General features: G+C 71.2%; 12 protein-coding genes. 5 read left to right on the top strand and 7 right to left on the bottom strand.

The features are described from left to right. The first annotated feature begins 64 nt into the window (after positions 1–64). Positions 65–838, top strand: coding sequence for a response regulator (locus E2B92_RS17200; protein ID WP_126887860.1), 774 nt, complete (start codon positions 65–67; stop codon positions 836–838). Here the strand turns inward: E2B92_RS17200 and E2B92_RS17195 are convergent. Next, positions 831–2,030: a winged helix-turn-helix domain-containing protein gene (locus E2B92_RS17195; protein ID WP_126887859.1), complete on the bottom strand. Its 1,200-nt coding sequence runs from the start codon at positions 2,028–2,030 to the stop codon at positions 831–833. The two genes, E2B92_RS17200 and E2B92_RS17195, sit on opposite strands and share 8 nt — an antisense overlap. Before the next feature lie 30 nt (positions 2,031–2,060). After that, positions 2,061–2,639, bottom strand: a complete 579-nt coding sequence (locus E2B92_RS17190; protein ID WP_133087589.1) for a GNAT family N-acetyltransferase — start codon at positions 2,637–2,639, stop codon at positions 2,061–2,063. 252 nt (positions 2,640–2,891) lie between these two features. Here E2B92_RS17190 and secA point away from each other — a divergent pair, with 252 nt between their 5' ends. After that, positions 2,892–5,714, top strand: coding sequence for a preprotein translocase subunit SecA (secA, locus tag E2B92_RS17185; protein ID WP_126889446.1), 2,823 nt, complete (start codon positions 2,892–2,894; stop codon positions 5,712–5,714). Positions 5,715–5,792: 78 nt separating this feature from the next. Here secA and E2B92_RS33440 read toward each other — a convergent pair whose 3' ends face one another. After that, positions 5,793–6,347: an Rv3235 family protein gene (locus E2B92_RS33440; protein WP_235023857.1), complete on the bottom strand. Its 555-nt coding sequence runs from the start codon at positions 6,345–6,347 to the stop codon at positions 5,793–5,795. A 277-nt stretch (positions 6,348–6,624) separates the two neighbouring features. On the opposite strand from E2B92_RS33440, the gene E2B92_RS17175 reads away from it, so the two are divergent. After that, positions 6,625–7,131: a DUF6912 family protein gene (locus E2B92_RS17175; RefSeq protein ID WP_126887944.1), complete on the top strand. Its 507-nt coding sequence runs from the start codon at positions 6,625–6,627 to the stop codon at positions 7,129–7,131. A 57-nt stretch (positions 7,132–7,188) separates the two neighbouring features. Beyond that, a complete protein-coding gene (locus E2B92_RS17170; RefSeq protein ID WP_126887943.1) occupies positions 7,189–7,851 on the top strand; it encodes an HAD family hydrolase in 663 nt (220 codons plus the stop codon). A gap of 338 nt (positions 7,852–8,189) precedes the next feature. On the opposite strand, the gene E2B92_RS17165 is transcribed toward E2B92_RS17170, so the two are convergent. After that, on the bottom strand, positions 8,190–8,756 hold the full coding sequence (locus E2B92_RS17165; RefSeq protein ID WP_126887942.1) for a DJ-1/PfpI family protein: 567 nt from the start codon (positions 8,754–8,756) through the stop codon (positions 8,190–8,192). A 371-nt stretch (positions 8,757–9,127) separates the two neighbouring features. Between E2B92_RS17165 and E2B92_RS17160 the strand changes: the two genes are divergently transcribed. Continuing rightward, positions 9,128–14,077 (top strand): NAD-glutamate dehydrogenase, encoded by a 4,950-nt coding sequence (locus E2B92_RS17160; RefSeq protein WP_126887941.1) that lies wholly within the window; start codon positions 9,128–9,130, stop codon positions 14,075–14,077. A gap of 72 nt (positions 14,078–14,149) precedes the next feature. Here E2B92_RS17160 and E2B92_RS17155 read toward each other — a convergent pair whose 3' ends face one another. The 3 genes from E2B92_RS17155 to E2B92_RS17145 are packed head-to-tail and all read right to left on the bottom strand — an operon-like array spanning position 14,150 to position 17,092. Then, entirely contained in the window at positions 14,150–15,373 is a 1,224-nt protein-coding gene (locus tag E2B92_RS17155) for a glycosyltransferase 87 family protein (RefSeq protein ID WP_235023856.1), read from the bottom strand. Positions 15,374–15,399: 26 nt separating this feature from the next. Continuing rightward, positions 15,400–16,188, bottom strand: a complete 789-nt coding sequence (locus tag E2B92_RS17150) for an ABC transporter ATP-binding protein (RefSeq protein ID WP_126887940.1) — start codon at positions 16,186–16,188, stop codon at positions 15,400–15,402. Further along, positions 16,181–17,092, bottom strand: coding sequence for an ABC transporter permease (locus E2B92_RS17145; protein ID WP_126887939.1), 912 nt, complete (start codon positions 17,090–17,092; stop codon positions 16,181–16,183). Before E2B92_RS17145 ends, E2B92_RS17150 begins: the two co-directional genes overlap by 8 nt. Positions 17,093–17,244: the final 152 nt, after the last annotated feature.

Below are 17,244 nucleotides of genomic sequence, written 5' to 3'. Positions count from 1 at the left end.
GCCCCCGCGGCCGAGGTTGGCGTACCGCACATGAACGTCAGACAGGCCTGCAGGGGGAGGAACGATGGCGGACAGCTTCGGCCCGGTGCACCACCCGGGCGGCTCCGACGCCCCGGTGGGCGGAGCGGGGTGCGGGAGCGGTGCCGACACGGACACGGACGGCGGCACGTCCCGCAAGGAGCCCATCAGGGTCCTGGTCGTGGACGACCACGCCCTCTTCCGCAGGGGGCTGGAGATCGTCCTCGCGCAGGAGGAGGACATCCAGGTGGTGGGGGAGGCGGGCGACGGCGCGGAAGCCGTCGACAAGGCCGCCGACCTGCTGCCGGACATCGTGCTGATGGACGTCAGGATGCCCAAGCGGGGCGGTATCGAGGCCTGCACCTCCATCAAGGAGGTGGCCCCCAGCGCCAAGATCATCATGCTGACGATCAGCGACGAGGAGGCCGACCTCTACGACGCGATCAAGGCGGGCGCCACCGGGTACCTGCTCAAGGAGATCTCCACCGACGAGGTCGCCACCGCCATCCGGGCGGTCGCGGACGGCCAGTCGCAGATCAGCCCCTCCATGGCGTCCAAGCTGCTCACCGAGTTCAAGTCGATGATCCAGCGCACCGACGAGCGCCGGCTGGTTCCGGCGCCCCGGCTGACCGACCGTGAGCTCGAGGTGCTGAAGCTCGTCGCCACGGGCATGAACAACCGGGACATCGCCAAGGAGTTGTTCATCTCGGAGAACACCGTGAAGAACCACGTCCGCAACATCCTGGAGAAGCTCCAGCTCCACTCCAGGATGGAAGCCGTGGTCTACGCGATGCGGGAGAAGATCCTCGAGATCAGGTGAGACGCGCCAGCGCGGAGACCAGCTCGGGCGCGAGCTCCGGGCGGTCGACGCGCTCGACCCGCACCGCGTCGCAGCCCACCCACCCGGCGGCCTCCCGCAGGGCCTCGGCCATCGGCGCCACCGCCTTGGCGGAGGCCAGCGACACCTGCCTGGCCACCAGCGTCGTCCCCTCCCGCGCCGGATCGACCCGGCCCACGAGCTTCCCGCCCGCCAGCAGCGGCATCGCGAAGTAGCCGTGTATCCGCTTCTGCTTGGGAACGTACGCCTCCAGGCGGTGGGTGAAGCCGAAGATCCGTTCCGTCCGGGGCCGCTCCCAGATCAGGGAGTCGAACGGCGACAGCAGCGTCGTACGGTGGCGGCCGCGCGGCACGGTCGCCAGGGCCTCCGGGTCCGCCCAGGCGGGCTTCTCCCAGCCCTGTACCCGCACCGGCACCAGGCCGGAGTCCGCGACCACGGCGTCGAACTGCTCGCCCTTGAGCCGGTGGTAGTCGGCGATGTCCGCGCGCGTGCCCACGCCCAGCGCCTGCCCGGCCAGCCGCACCAGCCGGCGCAGGCACTCCGTGTCGTCCAGCTCGTCGTGCAGCAGGTCACCCGGGACGGCGCGCTCGGCCAGGTCGTACACCCGCTTCCAGCCGCGCCGCTCGGTGCACACCACCTCCCCGTACATCAGCGCCCGCTCCACGGCGACCTTGGAGGCGGACCAGTCCCACCACTCGCCGCCGTTCTTCGCGCCGCCCAGCTCCGTGGCGGTCAGCGGGCCCTCGGCGCGCAACTGCTTGATCACCGCGTCGTAGGCGCCGTCCGGAAGGTCGTGGTGCCACTGCGGGTGCGTGCGGTAGGCGCGGCGGCGGAAGGCGAAGTGCGGCCACTCCTCGATGGGGAGGATGCACGCCGCGTGCGACCAGTACTCGAAGGCGTGGGGTCGTGTCGGAGACGCGCCAATGGACGCTGCGGACCAGTACGCCGCCTCGACGGTCCCGCGGCCGACGGCACCGAGCCGTGCGTACGGGACCAGCTCGTGGGAGCGGGCCAGTACCGAGATCGTGTCGAGCTGGACGGCGCCGAGACGGCGCAGGACGCCGCGCACCCCGGCGCGGCGGTCCGGCGCGCCCAGGAAGCCCTGCGCGCGCAGTGCGATACGGCGGGCCTCGTCGGCGGAGAGTTCTGCGGTCGGGCTCGGCATCGTGGTCATGCCCGGCACGATAGAGGGCGCCACTGACAGTCAGGTCCGGGGCCGGGCGGGGGCTGGGAGGTAGGGCACCGGGGAGGGCAGGCCGAGGTCCGAGGGGAGCAGGGAGCCGACCCAGGCGTCGCGCATGGTGCCCTTGTTGAGCAGGCCCGCGCGCTGGGTGCCCTCGATCGTGAAGCCGGCCTTCTCGGCGACCGCGCGCGAGCCGGTGTTGCCGACCTCGGCACGCCACACCAGACGCACGCACCCCGTCGCCGTGAACGTCCACCGCGCCAGGGCCGCGACGGCCTCCGTGGCGTAGCCGCTTCCCCGGTGCTCCGCGGCCGTCCAGAAGCCGATCTCCCACACCCCCGAGTGCCCGCGCACACCGGCGGCGCCCACGAGCGGGCCGCCGTCGCGGAGCAGGACCGCGAAGTCCAGGTCGTAGCCGGTGCGCCAGCCGTCCGGCACGGCCCCGACGAACTCCTCGGCGTGATGCCTCGCGTACGGGGAGGGGACGGTCGTCCAGCGCTGGATGCCGGGGTCCTGGCAGGCCGTGTACACGGCGTCGACGTCCTCGGGGGCGAACGGGCGCAGCAGCAGGCGGCCGGTGGTGAGGGTGACGGGATCCATGACGGGATTCTGCGGGGGCCGGGAGCGGCGGGCGAACACTTTTCGGGTTCAGCGGCACCTTCCGCGTGCCCCGCGCGTTCTCCTTGCGGGCGGCATGTCGGCGCGGCGGTCGGCCCAGGTGGGCGCGGACCTCCCGGCGCGGTGGCGTCCTCGCTTACGATGGCCGTTGCGGTGGGGACCACCTGCCGTGCCCGTGCCAGTGTCCATGACAAGACCCAGTGCCAGGCCCGACCGGCAAGGAGACCAACCTCAGTGTCCGTCTTCAACAAGCTCATGCGTGCAGGCGAAGGCAAGATCCTGCGCAAACTGCACCGCATCGCGGACCAGGTCAACTCCATCGAAGAGGACTTCGTCAACCTCTCCGACGCCGAGTTGCGGGCGCTCACCGAGGAGTACAAGCAGCGGTACGCCGATGGTGAGAGCCTCGACGACCTGATGCCCGAGGCCTTCGCGACGGTCCGCGAGGCCGCCAAGCGCGTGCTCGGCCAGCGCCACTACGACGTCCAGCTCATGGGCGGCGCCGCGCTGCACCTCGGTTACGTGGCCGAGATGAAGACCGGTGAGGGCAAGACCCTCGTCGGCACGCTCCCGGCGTACCTGAACGCGCTGTCCGGCAAGGGCGTGCACCTGATCACGGTCAACGACTACCTGGCCGAGCGCGACTCCGAGATGATGGGCCGGGTCCACAAGTTCCTCGGCCTGACGGTCGGCTGCATCCTGGCGAACATGTCGCCGGCGCAGCGCCGCGAGATGTACAACTGCGACATCACGTACGGCACGAACAATGAGTTCGGCTTCGACTACCTCCGGGACAACATGGCGTGGTCCAAGGAGGAGCTCGTCCAGCGCGGCCACAACTTCGCCTGTGTCGACGAGGTCGACTCGATCCTGGTCGACGAGGCCCGTACGCCGCTGATCATCTCCGGCCCGGCCGACCAGGCCACCAAGTGGTACGGCGACTTCGCCAAGCTGGTCACCCGCCTCAAGCGGGGCGAGGCGGGCAACCCGCTGAAGGGCATCGAGGAGACCGGCGACTACGAGGTCGACGAGAAGAAGCGCACCGTCGGCATCCACGAGTCCGGTGTCGCCAAGGTCGAGGACTGGCTGGGCATCGACAACCTCTACGAGTCGGTGAACACCCCGCTCGTCGGTTACCTGAACAACGCCATCAAGGCCAAGGAACTGTTCAAGAAGGACAAGGACTACGTCGTCATCGACGGCGAAGTCATGATCGTCGACGAGCACACCGGCCGTATCCTCGCCGGCCGCCGCTACAACGAGGGCATGCACCAGGCGATCGAGGCGAAGGAAGGGGTGGACATCAAGGACGAGAACCAGACCCTCGCCACGATCACCCTCCAGAACTTCTTCCGCCTCTACGACAAGCTGTCCGGAATGACCGGTACGGCCATGACCGAGGCCGCCGAGTTCCACCAGATCTACAAGCTGGGCGTCGTCCCGATCCCGACGAACAGGCCGATGATCCGCAAGGACCAGTCGGACCTGATCTACCGCACCGAGGTCGCCAAGTTCGCCGCGGTCGTCGACGACATCGAGGAGAAGCACAAGAAGGGCCAGCCGATCCTCGTCGGTACGACGTCGGTCGAGAAGTCCGAGTACCTGTCGCAGCAGCTCTCCAAGCGCGGCATCCCGCACGAGGTGCTCAACGCCAAGCAGCACGACCGTGAGGCGTCGATCGTCGCCCAGGCCGGCCGCAAGGGCGCCGTCACCGTCGCCACCAACATGGCCGGCCGCGGTACCGACATCAAGCTGGGCGGCAACCCCGACGACCTGGCCGAGGCGGAGCTGCGTCAGCGCGGGCTCGACCCGGTCGAGCACGTGGAGGAGTGGGCCGCCGCCCTGCCCGCCGCGCTGGAGAAGGCCGAGCTCGCCGTCAAGGCCGAGTTCGAGGAGGTCAAGGCGCTCGGCGGGCTGTACGTGCTGGGCACCGAGCGGCACGAGTCGCGGCGTATCGACAACCAGCTCCGCGGTCGTTCCGGCCGTCAGGGCGACCCCGGCGAGTCCCGCTTCTACCTGTCGCTCGGCGACGACCTGATGCGGCTGTTCAAGGCGCAGATGGTCGAGCGCGTGATGTCGATGGCCAACGTTCCCGACGACGTCCCGATCGAGAACAAGATGGTCACGCGCGCGATCGCCTCCGCGCAGTCGCAGGTCGAGCAGCAGAACTTCGAGACCCGCAAGAACGTTCTGAAGTACGACGAGGTCCTCAACCGGCAGCGCGAGGTCATCTACGGCGAGCGCCGCCGCGTCCTGGAGGGCGAGGACCTGCACGAGCAGATCCGCCACTTCATGGACGACACCATCGACGCGTACATCGAGGCCGAGACCGTCGAGGGCTTCGCCGAGGAGTGGGACCTGGAGCGGCTGTGGGGCGCCTTCAAGCAGCTCTACCCGTGCAAGGTCACCATCGAGGAGCTGGAGGAGGCGGCCGGCGACCGGGCCGGCATCACCGCCGAGTTCATCGCGGAGTCCGTCAAGGAGGACATCCACGAGCAGTACGACGCGCGTGAGAAGCAGCTCGGCTCCGACATCATGCGCGAGCTGGAGCGCCGGGTCGTGCTGTCCGTGCTGGACCGCAAGTGGCGCGAGCACCTCTACGAGATGGACTACCTCCAGGAGGGCATCGGCCTGCGCGCGATGGCGCAGAAGGACCCGCTGGTCGAGTACCAGCGCGAGGGCTTCGACATGTTCACCGCGATGATGGAGGGCATCAAGGAGGAGTCCGTCGGCTACCTGTTCAACCTGGAGGTCCAGGTCGAGCAGCAGGTCGAGGAGGTCCCGGTGCAGGACGCCGCCGCGAAGACGTCCCTGGCCAAGGAGGACGCCGTTCCGGCCCAGGCCGGTGCGGGGCGCCCGGAGATCCGCGCCAAGGGCCTGGAGGCCCCCAAGCGCCCGGACCGCCTGCACTTCTCCGCGCCGAAGGTCGACGGCGAGGGCGACATCATCGAGGGCGACTTCGACAACGGTGACGGCGCGGCCCGGTCCGCGACGGACGGGATGACCCGTGCCGAGCGGCGCAAGGCCCAGAAGGGCGGGCGTCGCCGCAAGAAGTAGCCCTGGGGCGCGGTAGCCGCAGGAGCTGTTCGGGGCCGGGTGCGTGACGTGGTCGTCACGCACCCGGCCCTTGTCGTGTCAGGACCGTTCGCCGCCGAGTTCGACGGCGGCACAGCGCCATCTGCGGTCGGGACCCTGCTCCAGGCGGAACGCCATCGCCCTGACCCGGTCGCCCGCCGCGATGCTCGCGTACGCCTCGATCACGCCCGGACGCAGGGGGAAGCCGCCGCAGCGGCGGATGACGGGCCGTGCGCCGTGGACGCGCAGCGGCGTGGTGGGCGCGAGCCGGATGAGCTGGTCGTACGCCTCGCCGACGGTCCGGCCGAGCATCCAGTGGACGGGGCGCTCACCGCTGAGGACGGCGAGCAGCCGTTCGGCGAAGAGGTGCTGGGGCGCGAGCGGGCCGCGCACGGCCGTGCGGGGTGCGGGGACGTGCGGCGTGCGCGGGGCGGCGGGGCCGGGCGCCGGGGCGTGCGGGCCGGCGGCGCGGGGGGCGGGTGTGCGGGGTGCGGGTGTGCGGGGTGTGGTGGGGCCGGCGGCCGGGCGGGGTGAGGCGGGCCGGGTCGTGCCGGGGCCGCGCCGGCCCCCGCGGCGGGCCGGGCCGGACGTCGTCCTGGTTGCGGTGCTGCTCATGATCGCCCCCGTCCGTGAGGCCCGGTTTCTACCGGGCGGTAACTTTTCGGTGGTGATCTTCTACGGGGCCGGAGCGGGCGGTCGCAATCGGCGGCGCGGCGGGTGCCGAAGTCGTGGGCGGATCACCTATCCGGGTGGCGGCGGGGGCGCCGGCGTGCGGCGGGACCGGTGGCGGCGGGGCGCGGGGTGGACGTGGCGGCCCGGTGACCACCGGGCCCGAAGGGGGACCGGCGCACGTATCCTGAGGGCCGTCTGTCGACTACGAAAGCGGCCTGCCATGCGCGTCTATGTCCCCCTGACCCTCCCCGGTCTCGCACAGGCGCACACGACGGGTGAGCTGGGCCCCGGCCCCCTGACCGCGTACGCGGTGACGCCCGGGCTGCGCGAGTGGTACGTCTCGGACGACATCGAGGAGCTGGAGTACGCCGCCCTGAGCCGGGCGGCGGCCGCGTCGCTGCGGATGCTGGCCGCCGATCCGTCGGCGGCGCGGCGCCGGGTCGTCGTGGCCGTCGACGTACCCGACGGGGCCGCGGTCGCCGACCCCGACGGGGCGCTGGACCCGTCCTCGGTGGGCGAGGTGCGCATCGCGCGGGCCGTGCCGCTGGCCAAGGCGGCGGCGGTGCACGTGGACGCGGACGACGCGGAGGCGGACGTGGCGGCGGCGGCCGGGGCGCTGGGCGCGGCGGACCACGGCGACGACGACGCGCAGTTCGTGGTCGACGGGGCGGAGGACCACGAACTGCTGTGGTTCGGGGTGCAGGAGATTCCCGGGTTGATCGGCTGAACCGTGGGCCGTTGCCGGTGAGGGCACGTTGTCGGACCGGGCCGGTACCTTCTTTGCATGGGGAAGCGCGACACCCACCTGGTGTGGGACTGGAACGGCACGCTGCTCAATGACATCGACGCGGTCATCGGGGCGACGAACGCCGCGTTCGAGGAGATAGGCCTGGAGCCGATCACCCTCGCGCGGTACCGGGAGCTGTACTGCGTGCCGGTGCCGCTGTTCTACGAGCGGCTGATGGGGCGCCTGCCGACGGAGGCGGAGTGGCTCGTGATGGACGAGGCCTTCCACCGGCACTACTGGGTGCGGGCCGAGGTGTGCGGGCTCGCGGACGGCGCGGCCGAGCTGCTGGCCGCGCGACAGGCGGCGGGGCTCACGCAGTCCCTGCTCTCCCTGGCCCCGCACGAGCTGCTGGTGCCGATCGTGCGGCGGCACGGCATCGAGGAGCGGTTCGTCCGGGTGGACGGGCGCATAGGCGAGTCCACCTCCGGCAAGGCGGAGCACATGGTCCGGCACCTGGTGGCGCTGGAGGGCGTGGCGCCCGAGCGGATCGTCGTGATCGGAGACGCGGTGGACGACGCGGTGGCGGCGGCGCACGTGGGCGCGCGGGCGGTGCTGTACACGGGCGGCTCGCACAGCCGGGCCAGCCTGGCGGCGGCGGGCGTGCCGGTGGTGGACACGCTGGAGGAAGCGGTGGCGGTCGCGGAGGAGCTGGCGGCGTAGCCCTTGGACGGGCGGTCGGGCCGGGCCCGGGTGCGGGGCGGTGCGGTGCCTTCGGCGGGCGGTGCGGTGCTGCTGACGGGGCGGTGCGGTGCCTTCGGCGGGCGGGGCGGTGCCCTTGGCGGGCGGTGCGGTGCTGCTGACGGGGCGGCGGTGGCGACGTGCGCACGCGGGTGCGGCCCGGTGGGGTGCGCCCGGCCTGGCGGCGCCGGGCTGGGTTCCCACCCGCACGGCCCGTGCGGGTGGGAGAGTCGGTGCGGGTCCTCCTGTGGGGCTTCCGCGCCGTCGGCGGCTGCGGGCGGCAGGGGTTGCGGGTGGTGTGAGCGGTCGGAAGGGACTTGTCAGGCCGCCGGGGACGTGGTGCGCAGGATCTTGAGGAACTCGCGCATCCAGACCGGGTGGTCCGGCCAGGCACGGGACGACACCAGGGTGCCGTCGACCACGGCCTCCGTGTCCTGGAAGGTGGCGCCGGCGGCCTGCATGTCGAGCTCCAGCGCCGGGTAGGCCGTGACGTGGCGGCCGTCCAGGGCGCCGACCGCCGCCGTCAGGAGCGGGCCGTGGCAGATCTGCGCGACCGGCTTGTCGGCGTCGAAGAAGGACTTGAGGATCTTGCGGAGTTCCGGGTCGTTGCGGAGGTACTCGGGGGCCCGCCCGCCCGGGATGACCACGGCGGCGTACTGGCTGGGCTCGACCTCCGAGAACGCCAGGTCGGCCGGCCAGGTGTAGCCGGGCTTCTCGGTGTACGTGTCGTAGCCCGGCTCGAAGTCGTGGACGACGAACCGGAGCTGCTTGCGGGCAGGGGCGGCGATGTGGACCTCGTACCCCTCCTCGCGCAGTCGCTGGTACGGGTACAGGACTTCCAGGGATTCCGCCGCGTCGCCGGTGACGATCAGGATCTTCACGGTCATCACTGCCTGCCTCTGCTGGGAGGTGTTTGCCAACAGGACACGTGTCGCTGTCCAGAGTGTCAAACTTCGGGGCCGGGTTTTGTACACATACGGCTCATGACGGGCCGGGGGTCAGGAGCGATAGCCTGGACCCGTGATCAGCGCGATACGCCATGGGGGCAGCGGAGCCCCCGGCCGGCGCCCGGAGTGCCACCGTGCCCGGGCGATCGCTGACCCGTCCCATCCGGCCCGGTCGCCAAAATTGGCCAATAACGGCCCGGACATCTCTCATCGCGGCATAACGTCGCCTCAGACCGGATACCCCGCGTCGTGGCGTTGTGTCACTTCTTTCACCTACGTCACGCAACGGCGCGCGACAGGAGCCAGAGGACATGCAGACCAAGCTGGACGAAGCCAAGGCCGAGCTGCTCGAACGGGCCGCCCGGGTAGCTGAGAACAGCCCGGTCGGGGGGCAACTCCAGACTGGGGCCGAGACCGGGGAACGTCCGGACCAGGACATCGTTCTCGAATACCTCCAGCGCTACTACCTGCACACCGCTCCCGAGGACCTCACGGACCGTGACCCGGTGGATGTCTTCGGCGCGGCCCTTTCGCACTACCGGCTGGCCGAGAACCGCCCCCAGGGCACGGCCAGCGTCCGCGTGCACACGCCCACCGTCGAGGAGAACGGCTGGACGTGCAGCCACTCCGTCGTCGAGGTCGTGACCGACGACATGCCGTTCCTGGTCGACTCCGTCACCAACGAGCTGTCCCGGCAGGGCCGCGGCATCCACGTCGTGATCCACCCGCAGGTCGTCGTCCGCCGTGACGTCACCGGCAAGCTCATCGAGGTGCTCCCCGCCGGCGGCGACGGCAAGGACCGGCACGACGCCCTCACCGAGTCGTGGATCCACGTCGAGATCGACCGTGAGACCGACCGCGCCGACCTCAAGCAGATCACCGCCGACCTGCTGCGCGTCCTGTCCGACGTCCGCGAGACGGTCGAGGACTGGGAGAAGATGCGCGACGCCGCGCTGCGCATCGCCGAGGGCCTGCCCCGCGAGCCGATCGCCGACGACCTGCGCGAGTCCGAGGTCGAGGAGGCCCGCGAGCTGCTGCGCTGGCTCGCCGACGACCATTTCACCTTCCTCGGCTACCGCGAGTACGAGCTGACCAGCGACGACGCGCTGTCCGCCGTTCCCGGCACCGGCCTGGGCATCCTCCGCTCCGACCCGCACCACAGCGACGACGAGGCCCACCCCGTCTCGCCCTCCTTCAACCGGCTGCCGCGCGACGCCCGCGCCAAGGCCCGCGAGCACAAGCTGCTCATCCTCACCAAGGCCAACAGCCGCGCCACCGTGCACCGGCCGTCCTACCTCGACTACGTCGGGGTGAAGAAGTTCGACAAGGACGGCAACGTCGTCGGTGAGCGGCGCTTCCTCGGCCTGTTCTCGTCGGCCGCGTACACCGAGTCCGTGCGCCGCGTGCCGGTTATCCGCCGCAAGGTCGCCGAGGTCCTCGACCAGGCCGGCTTCTCGCCCAACAGCCACGACGGCCGCGACCTGCTCCAGATCCTGGAGACCTACCCGCGCGACGAGCTGTTCCAGACGCCGGTCGACCAGCTCAAGTCGATCGCCACGAGCGTGCTGTACCTCCAGGAGCGCCGCAAGCTGCGGCTCTACCTGCGCCAGGACGAGTACGGCCGCTACTACTCCGCACTGGTCTACCTGCCGCGCGACCGCTTCAACACCACCGTCCGGCTGCGGATCATCGACATCCTCAAGGAGGAGCTCGGCGGCACCAGCGTCGACTTCACCGCCTGGAACACCGAGTCCATCCTCTCCCGGCTGCACTTCGTCGTCCGCGTCCCGCAGGGCACCGAGCTGACCCCGCTCACCGACGCCGACAGCGAGCGCATCGAGGCCCGGCTCGTCGAGGCCGCCCGCTCCTGGGAGGACGGCTTCGCCGAGGCGCTCAACGCCGAGATCGGCGAGGAGCGCGCCGCCGAGCTGCTGCGCCGCTACGGCACCTCCTTCCCCGAGGGGTACAAGGCCGACCACACCCCGCGTGCCGCCGTCGCCGACCTGTCCCACCTGGAGCAGCTCGTCCGGGGCGAGAAGGAGTTCGCCCTCTCCCTGTACGAGCCGGTCGGCGCGGGCCCCGGCGAACGCCGCTTCAAGATCTACAAGACCGGCGCCCAGATCTCCCTCTCCGCCGTCCTGCCGGTCCTCAACCGGCTCGGCGTCGAGGTCGTCGACGAGCGCCCGTACGAGCTGCGCTGCGCGGACCGCACCCAGGCGTGGATCTACGACTTCGGGCTGCGGATGCCGCACGGATCGGGCGGCGGTGACTACCTCGCCGACGACGCCCGTGAGCGGTTCCAGGAGGCGTTCGCCGCGACCTGGACCGGCCGCGCCGAGAACGACGGGTTCAACGCGCTGGTGCTGAGCGCCGGGCTCGGCTGGCGCCAGGCGATGGTGCTGCGCGCGTACGCCAAGTACATGCGCCAGGCCGGTTCGACGTTCAGCCAGGACTACATGGAGGACACCCTCCGCCACAACGTCCACACCACCCGGCTGCTGGTCTCCCTGTTCGAGGCGCGGATGTCGCCGGAGCGGCAGCGGGCCGGCACCGAGCTGATCGACGGGCTGCTGGAGGAGCTGGACGGCGCGCTGGACCAGGTCGCCTCCCTCGACGAGGACCGCATCCTGCGCTCCTTCCTCACCGTCATCAAGGCCACGCTGCGCACCAACTTCTTCCAGAAGAAGGACGACGGCGCCCCGCACGACTACGTGTCGATGAAGTTCGACCCGCAGGCCATCCCCGACCTCCCGGCGCCGCGCCCGGCGTTCGAGATCTGGGTGTACTCCCCGCGCGTCGAGGGCGTCCACCTGCGCTTCGGCAAGGTCGCCCGAGGCGGCCTGCGCTGGTCCGACCGGCGCGAGGACTTCCGTACGGAGATTCTCGGCCTGGTCAAGGCGCAGATGGTGAAGAACACCGTCATCGTGCCGGTCGGCGCCAAGGGCGGCTTCGTCGCCAAGCAGCTCCCGGACCCGGCCGTCGACCGTGACGCCTGGATGGCCGAGGGCATCGCCAGCTACAAGACGTTCATCTCGGCGCTGCTCGACATCACCGACAACATGGTGGCGGGCGAGGTCGTGCCGCCGGCGGACGTCGTCCGGCACGACGAGGACGACACCTACCTGGTCGTCGCCGCCGACAAGGGCACGGCGACGTTCTCCGACATCGCCAACGAGGTCGCGGTCGCGTACGGCTTCTGGCTGGGTGACGCCTTCGCCTCCGGCGGCTCGGCCGGCTACGACCACAAGGGCATGGGCATCACCGCCCGCGGCGCGTGGGAGTCGGTCAAGCGGCACTTCCGGGAGCTGGGCCACGACACGCAGACCGAGGACTTCACGGTCGTCGGCGTCGGTGACATGTCGGGTGACGTGTTCGGCAACGGCATGCTGCTGAGCGAGCACATCCGGCTGGTCGCCGCCTTCGACCACCGGCACATCTTCATCGACCCGACCCCCGACGCGGCCGTCTCGTACGCCGAGCGGCGCCGTCTGTTCGAGCTGCCGCGCAGCTCCTGGGCCGACTACGACAAGGAGCTGCTGTCCCCCGGCGGCGGCATCCACCCCCGTACGGCCAAGTCGATCCCGGTCAACGCGCACATGCGCGCGGCGCTCGGCATCGAGGGGACGGTCACCAAGCTGACCCCCGCCGAGCTGATGCAGGCGATCCTCAAGGCGCCGGTGGACCTGCTGTGGAACGGCGGCATCGGTACGTACGTCAAGGCCACCACCGAGTCGCACGGCGACGTCGGCGACAAGGCCAACGACGCCATCCGCGTCAACGGCGAGGACCTGCGCGTCAAGGTCGTCGGCGAGGGCGGCAACCTGGGCCTGACCCAGCTCGGCCGGATCGAGTTCGCCCGGAAGGGCGGCCCCGGGGGCGAGGGCGGCAAGGTCAACACCGACGCCATCGACAACAGCGCGGGCGTGGACACCTCCGACCACGAGGTGAACATCAAGATCCTGTTGAACGGCCTCGTCGCTGACGGCGACATGACCGTCAAGCAGCGCAACAAGATCCTCGCCGAGATGACCGACGAGGTCGGCGCGCTGGTGCTGCGCAACAACTACGCGCAGAACGTGGCCCTGGCCAACGCCGTCAAGCAGTCCCCCTCGCTCCTCCACGCCCACCAGCGCTTCATGCGCCGCCTGGGCCGCGAGGGCCGGCTCGACCGGGCGCTGGAGTTCCTGCCCAACGACCGCCAGATCCGCGAGCTGCTCAACGCGGGCAAGGGGCTCAGCCAGCCCGAGCTGGCCGTCCTCCTCGCCTACACCAAGATCACGGTGGCGGACGAGCTGATCCACACGGACCTGCCGGACGACCCGTACCTGCGCCAGTTGCTGCACGCGTACTTCCCCTCGAAGCTGCGCGACGAGTTCGCCGAGCAGATCGACGCCCACGCGCTGCGCCGCGAGATCATCACCACGGTGCTGGTCAACGACACGGTCAACACCGGTGGCTCGACCTTCCTGCACCGGCTGCGGGAGGAGACGGGCGCGTCGATCGAGGAGATCGTCCGGGCCCAGACCGCCGCGCGGGCGATCTTCGGGCTGGGCGAGGTCTGGGACGCCGTCGAGGCGCTCGACAACAGGGTCCCGGCCGACGTCCAGACCCGCATCCGGCTGCACTCGCGGCGCCTGGTCGAGCGCGGTACGCGCTGGCTGCTGGGCAACCGGCCGCAGCCGGTGCAGCTCGCCGAGACCGTCGAGTTCTTCGCGGAGCGCGTGGAGCAGGTGTGGGCGAAGCTGCCGCAGATGCTGCGCGGCGCCGACCTGGAGTGGTACGAGTCGATCGTGGCCGAGCTCACCGCGGAGGGCGTCCCGGACGAGCTGGCGCTGCGGGTGGCCGGCTTCTCCTCCGCCTTCCCGACGCTCGACATCGTCGCGATCGCGGACCGGACGGGCAAGGACCCGATGGCGGTCGCCGAGGTGTACTACGACCTGGCCGACCGGCTCTCCATCACCCAGCTCATGGACCGGATCATCGAGCTGCCGCGCGCCGACCGCTGGCAGTCGATGGCCCGCGCCTCCATCCGCGAGGACCTGTACGCCGCGCACGCCGCGCTCACCGCCGACGTGCTGTCGGCAGGGAACGGCACGGCGACGCCGGAGGAGCGGTTCACGGCGTGGGAGCGGAAGAACGCCGCGATCCTCGGCCGGGCGCGCACCACGCTGGAGGAGATCCAGGGCTCGGACGCCTTCGACCTGGCGAACCTGTCGGTCGCCATGCGGACGATGCGGACGCTGCTGCGTACGCACGCCTGACGGCTCACGAACGGGGGCGCCCCGCCGGGTCACCGGCGGGGCGCCCCCGCGTTTCCCGAGCGCTTCGGCGTTTCACAGCCCCTTCAGCGAGGGCGGTCCCGGCACCGTCGCCGTCCACAGCCGGCGGCAGGACAGCAGGGCGGCGGCCACCAGCAGCCCGTTGCGCAGCGCCACCACCGCGACGCCGGCCGGCGTGACGGCGACGACCTGGTCGTACAGCACCGGGTACGCGAGCGCGCTCAGCGCCGCCGCCGGCAGCAGCAGCAGCGCCACCGTCCGCTGGCTGGTGTCCCGGCAGGTCAGACAGACCGCGCCGAGGCCCAGCAGCCACACCATGTACTGGGGGCTGATCACCCGGCTGGTCACCGTGAACAGCAGCACCGCGGTGAGCGCGGCGTCCACCGGGGTCGCCACGCTCCAGTCCCACGACCGCACCCGCCACAGCAGCAGCCAGCAGAAGGCGAGCGCGGTGAGCACCAGTGCGAAGTGGGCCACGCTGGAGGCGTACGGCCCGGCCAGCTCGAAGGCCCCGTACCGGTAGCGCACCTCGCCCGGCCACCATCCGAACAGCTTCGCCAGCGACAGGGCGCTGCCGCCGACCGACTCGATCTGCACGCCCCGGCTGCCCTGCTGGCGCGCGAAGTCCAGGGTGTGCGAGAACCCGAGCGCCAGGACCGTGAACAGCACCCCCGCCGCCAGCAGCGCCGCCGTCCACGCCCGGCGCGTCAGGTGACCGCGCGGTGTGCCGAGCAGGGTGAGCAGCGGCCACACCTTGACCATCGCCCCGAGCCCGGCCAGGGCGCCGCCCAGCCGGGCGTGCCCGCCCCGCAGCGCCAGCAGGCCGAGCACCGCCAGGGCGGTGACCTGGACGTCGTACCGCGCCAGGGGCAGGTGCAGCAGCAGCGGCAGGCCGGCCACCCACAGCCACGCCCCGCTCGTCCCGGCCCGCGCGAGCGCGAAGGTGACGACGGCGTCGGCGAGCAGCGTCAGGGCGACGAACGCCTGGTAGTACGTCAGCTCCGGCACGTGGCCCGGGGCCAGGAAGACCAGCCCGGCGCCGGGCGGGTACTGCCAGGTGACGTCGTCGGGCGGGAACGTGCCCTGCGAGAGCTGCTGGTACCAGTGGCGGTACAGCAGGTAGACCTCGCGGCCGATCCCGCCGATGCCGAGGCTGTCGCGCCACAGCAGCACGAGCATCCCGGCGCGCGTGAAGGCCCACACGGCGGCCAGCGGGAGCGCTGAGGACCGGTCCGTGAAGAGGGGCGTGCGGCGTTCGCTGATCCGATAAATGGTCATCGGTGCGCACTGTAGCCCGCTATGCCCTATTTCTTCCTGGTGTGTGCCTCATATGCGTCAACAACATCCCCCGCCGGGCCGTCCATCAGCATCCGTCCGGCCTCCAGCCAGATGGCGCGGTCGCACGTCTGCCGGATCGCCGAGTTGCTGTGGCTGACCAGGAAGACCGTCCCGGCCTGCCGGCGCAGCTCGCCGATGCGCTCCTGGCTGCGCCGCTGGAACGTCGCGTCGCCGGTGGCCAGCGCCTCGTCGATCAGCAGCACGTCGTGGGACTTGGCGGCGGCGATGGAGAACCGCAGCCGGGCGCCCATGCCGGAGGAGTAGGTCCGCATCGGCAGGGAGATGAAGTCGCCCTTCTCGTTGATCCCCGAGAAGTCGACGATGTCCTGGTACCGCTCCTGGATCTCCTCGCGCGACATCCCCATCGCGAGCCCGCCCAGGATCACGTTGCGCTCGCCGGTCAGGTCGCCCATCAGGGCGGCGTTCACCCCCAGGAGGGACGGCTGGCCGTGGGTGTAGATGCGGCCCTGGCTGGTCGGCAGCAGGCCCGCGACCGCCTTCAGCAGGGTCGACTTGCCCGACCCGTTGGAGCCGATCAGCCCGATCGCCTCGCCCTTGTACGCGGCGAAGCTGACGCCCTTGACGGCGTGGACCGTCCGGGTGCCGGGCGTCGTGCGCGTACGGGACAGGACGCGGCCGAGCGCGGCGGTCGCGCCGCCCCTCGCGGCCCTGCCGGCGCCCTGGACGGTGTACGTGACGTGCACGCCGTCGGCGACGACGGTCGGTATCCGCTTGCTCTCGGTCGTCTCAGCCACGGCCGTACGTCTCCTCAGCCTTCCAGAACCAGATGAATCCGCCCACGGCGGCGACCAGCGCCCAGCCGGTGGCCACGGCCCAGACGTGCGGCGGCAACTGGGCGGAGGTGAAGCTGTCGATGAGCGCGAAGCGCACCAGGTCGATGTACACGGCGGCCGGGTTGCACTCCAGGGCCAGCAGCACGGCGTGCGGCAGGTGGTTGTGGGCCAGCACGTGCTGGACGCTCCACATCACGCCGGACACGTACATCCAGGTGCGCAGCAGGAACGGCATCAGTTGCGCGACGTCGGGCGTACGGGCCGCGAGCCGCGCCATGACCAGCGACACGCCCGTGTTGAACAGCGACTGGAGGAACAGGGCGGGGACGGCCAGCAGCCAGGACCGGCCGGGCGTGACGCCGGCGCAGAGCAGGATGCCCGCCAGGGCGCAGAGCGAGAAGGCGAGCTGCTGGAGCTGCTGGAGCGCCAGTGCCACGGGCAGGGCGGCGCGCGGGAAGTGCAGCGCCCGTACGAGGCCGAGGTTGCCGCTGATCGCCCGGGTGCCCGCCATGATCGAACTGGAGGTGAACGTCCAGACGAACACGCCGGTGACCAGGAACGGCACGAAGTCCGGCACGCCGGCCCGGGTGTTCATCAGGACACCGAAGATGACGTAGTAGACCGCCGCGTTCAGCAGCGGGGTCATCACCTGCCAGACCTGGCCGAGCCGGGCCTGGCTGTACTGGGCGGTCAGCTTGGCGGTCGCGAAGGCGGTGATGAAGTGCCGCCTCGCCCAGAGCTGCCGGACGTACTCGGGCAGGGCGGGCCGTGCGCCGCTCACGCCGAGCCCGTGCCGCAGGGCCAGCGCCCGCAGGTCCTCCGGGCGCTCCTGCGCTGCCGGCGGCGCGAGCGTCTGCGTACTCACAACACGGTCTCCCTCCGCATGGACCCGTACGGACGAGCATGGACGCGTACGGACGCGTACTGGCGACGGAACGGGACCGTTTCGTCGCTACGGGGAGACTAGGACGCCAGCACGTCGGAACGCAACCGTCCCGTCGTCGCGTGGGGCGGCGC

The organism is Streptomyces sp. WAC05374 (genome assembly GCF_004353505.1).
Lineage (GTDB): Bacteria > Actinomycetota > Actinomycetes > Streptomycetales > Streptomycetaceae > Streptomyces.
This window is presented reverse-complemented; position numbering and strand designations above follow the sequence as displayed.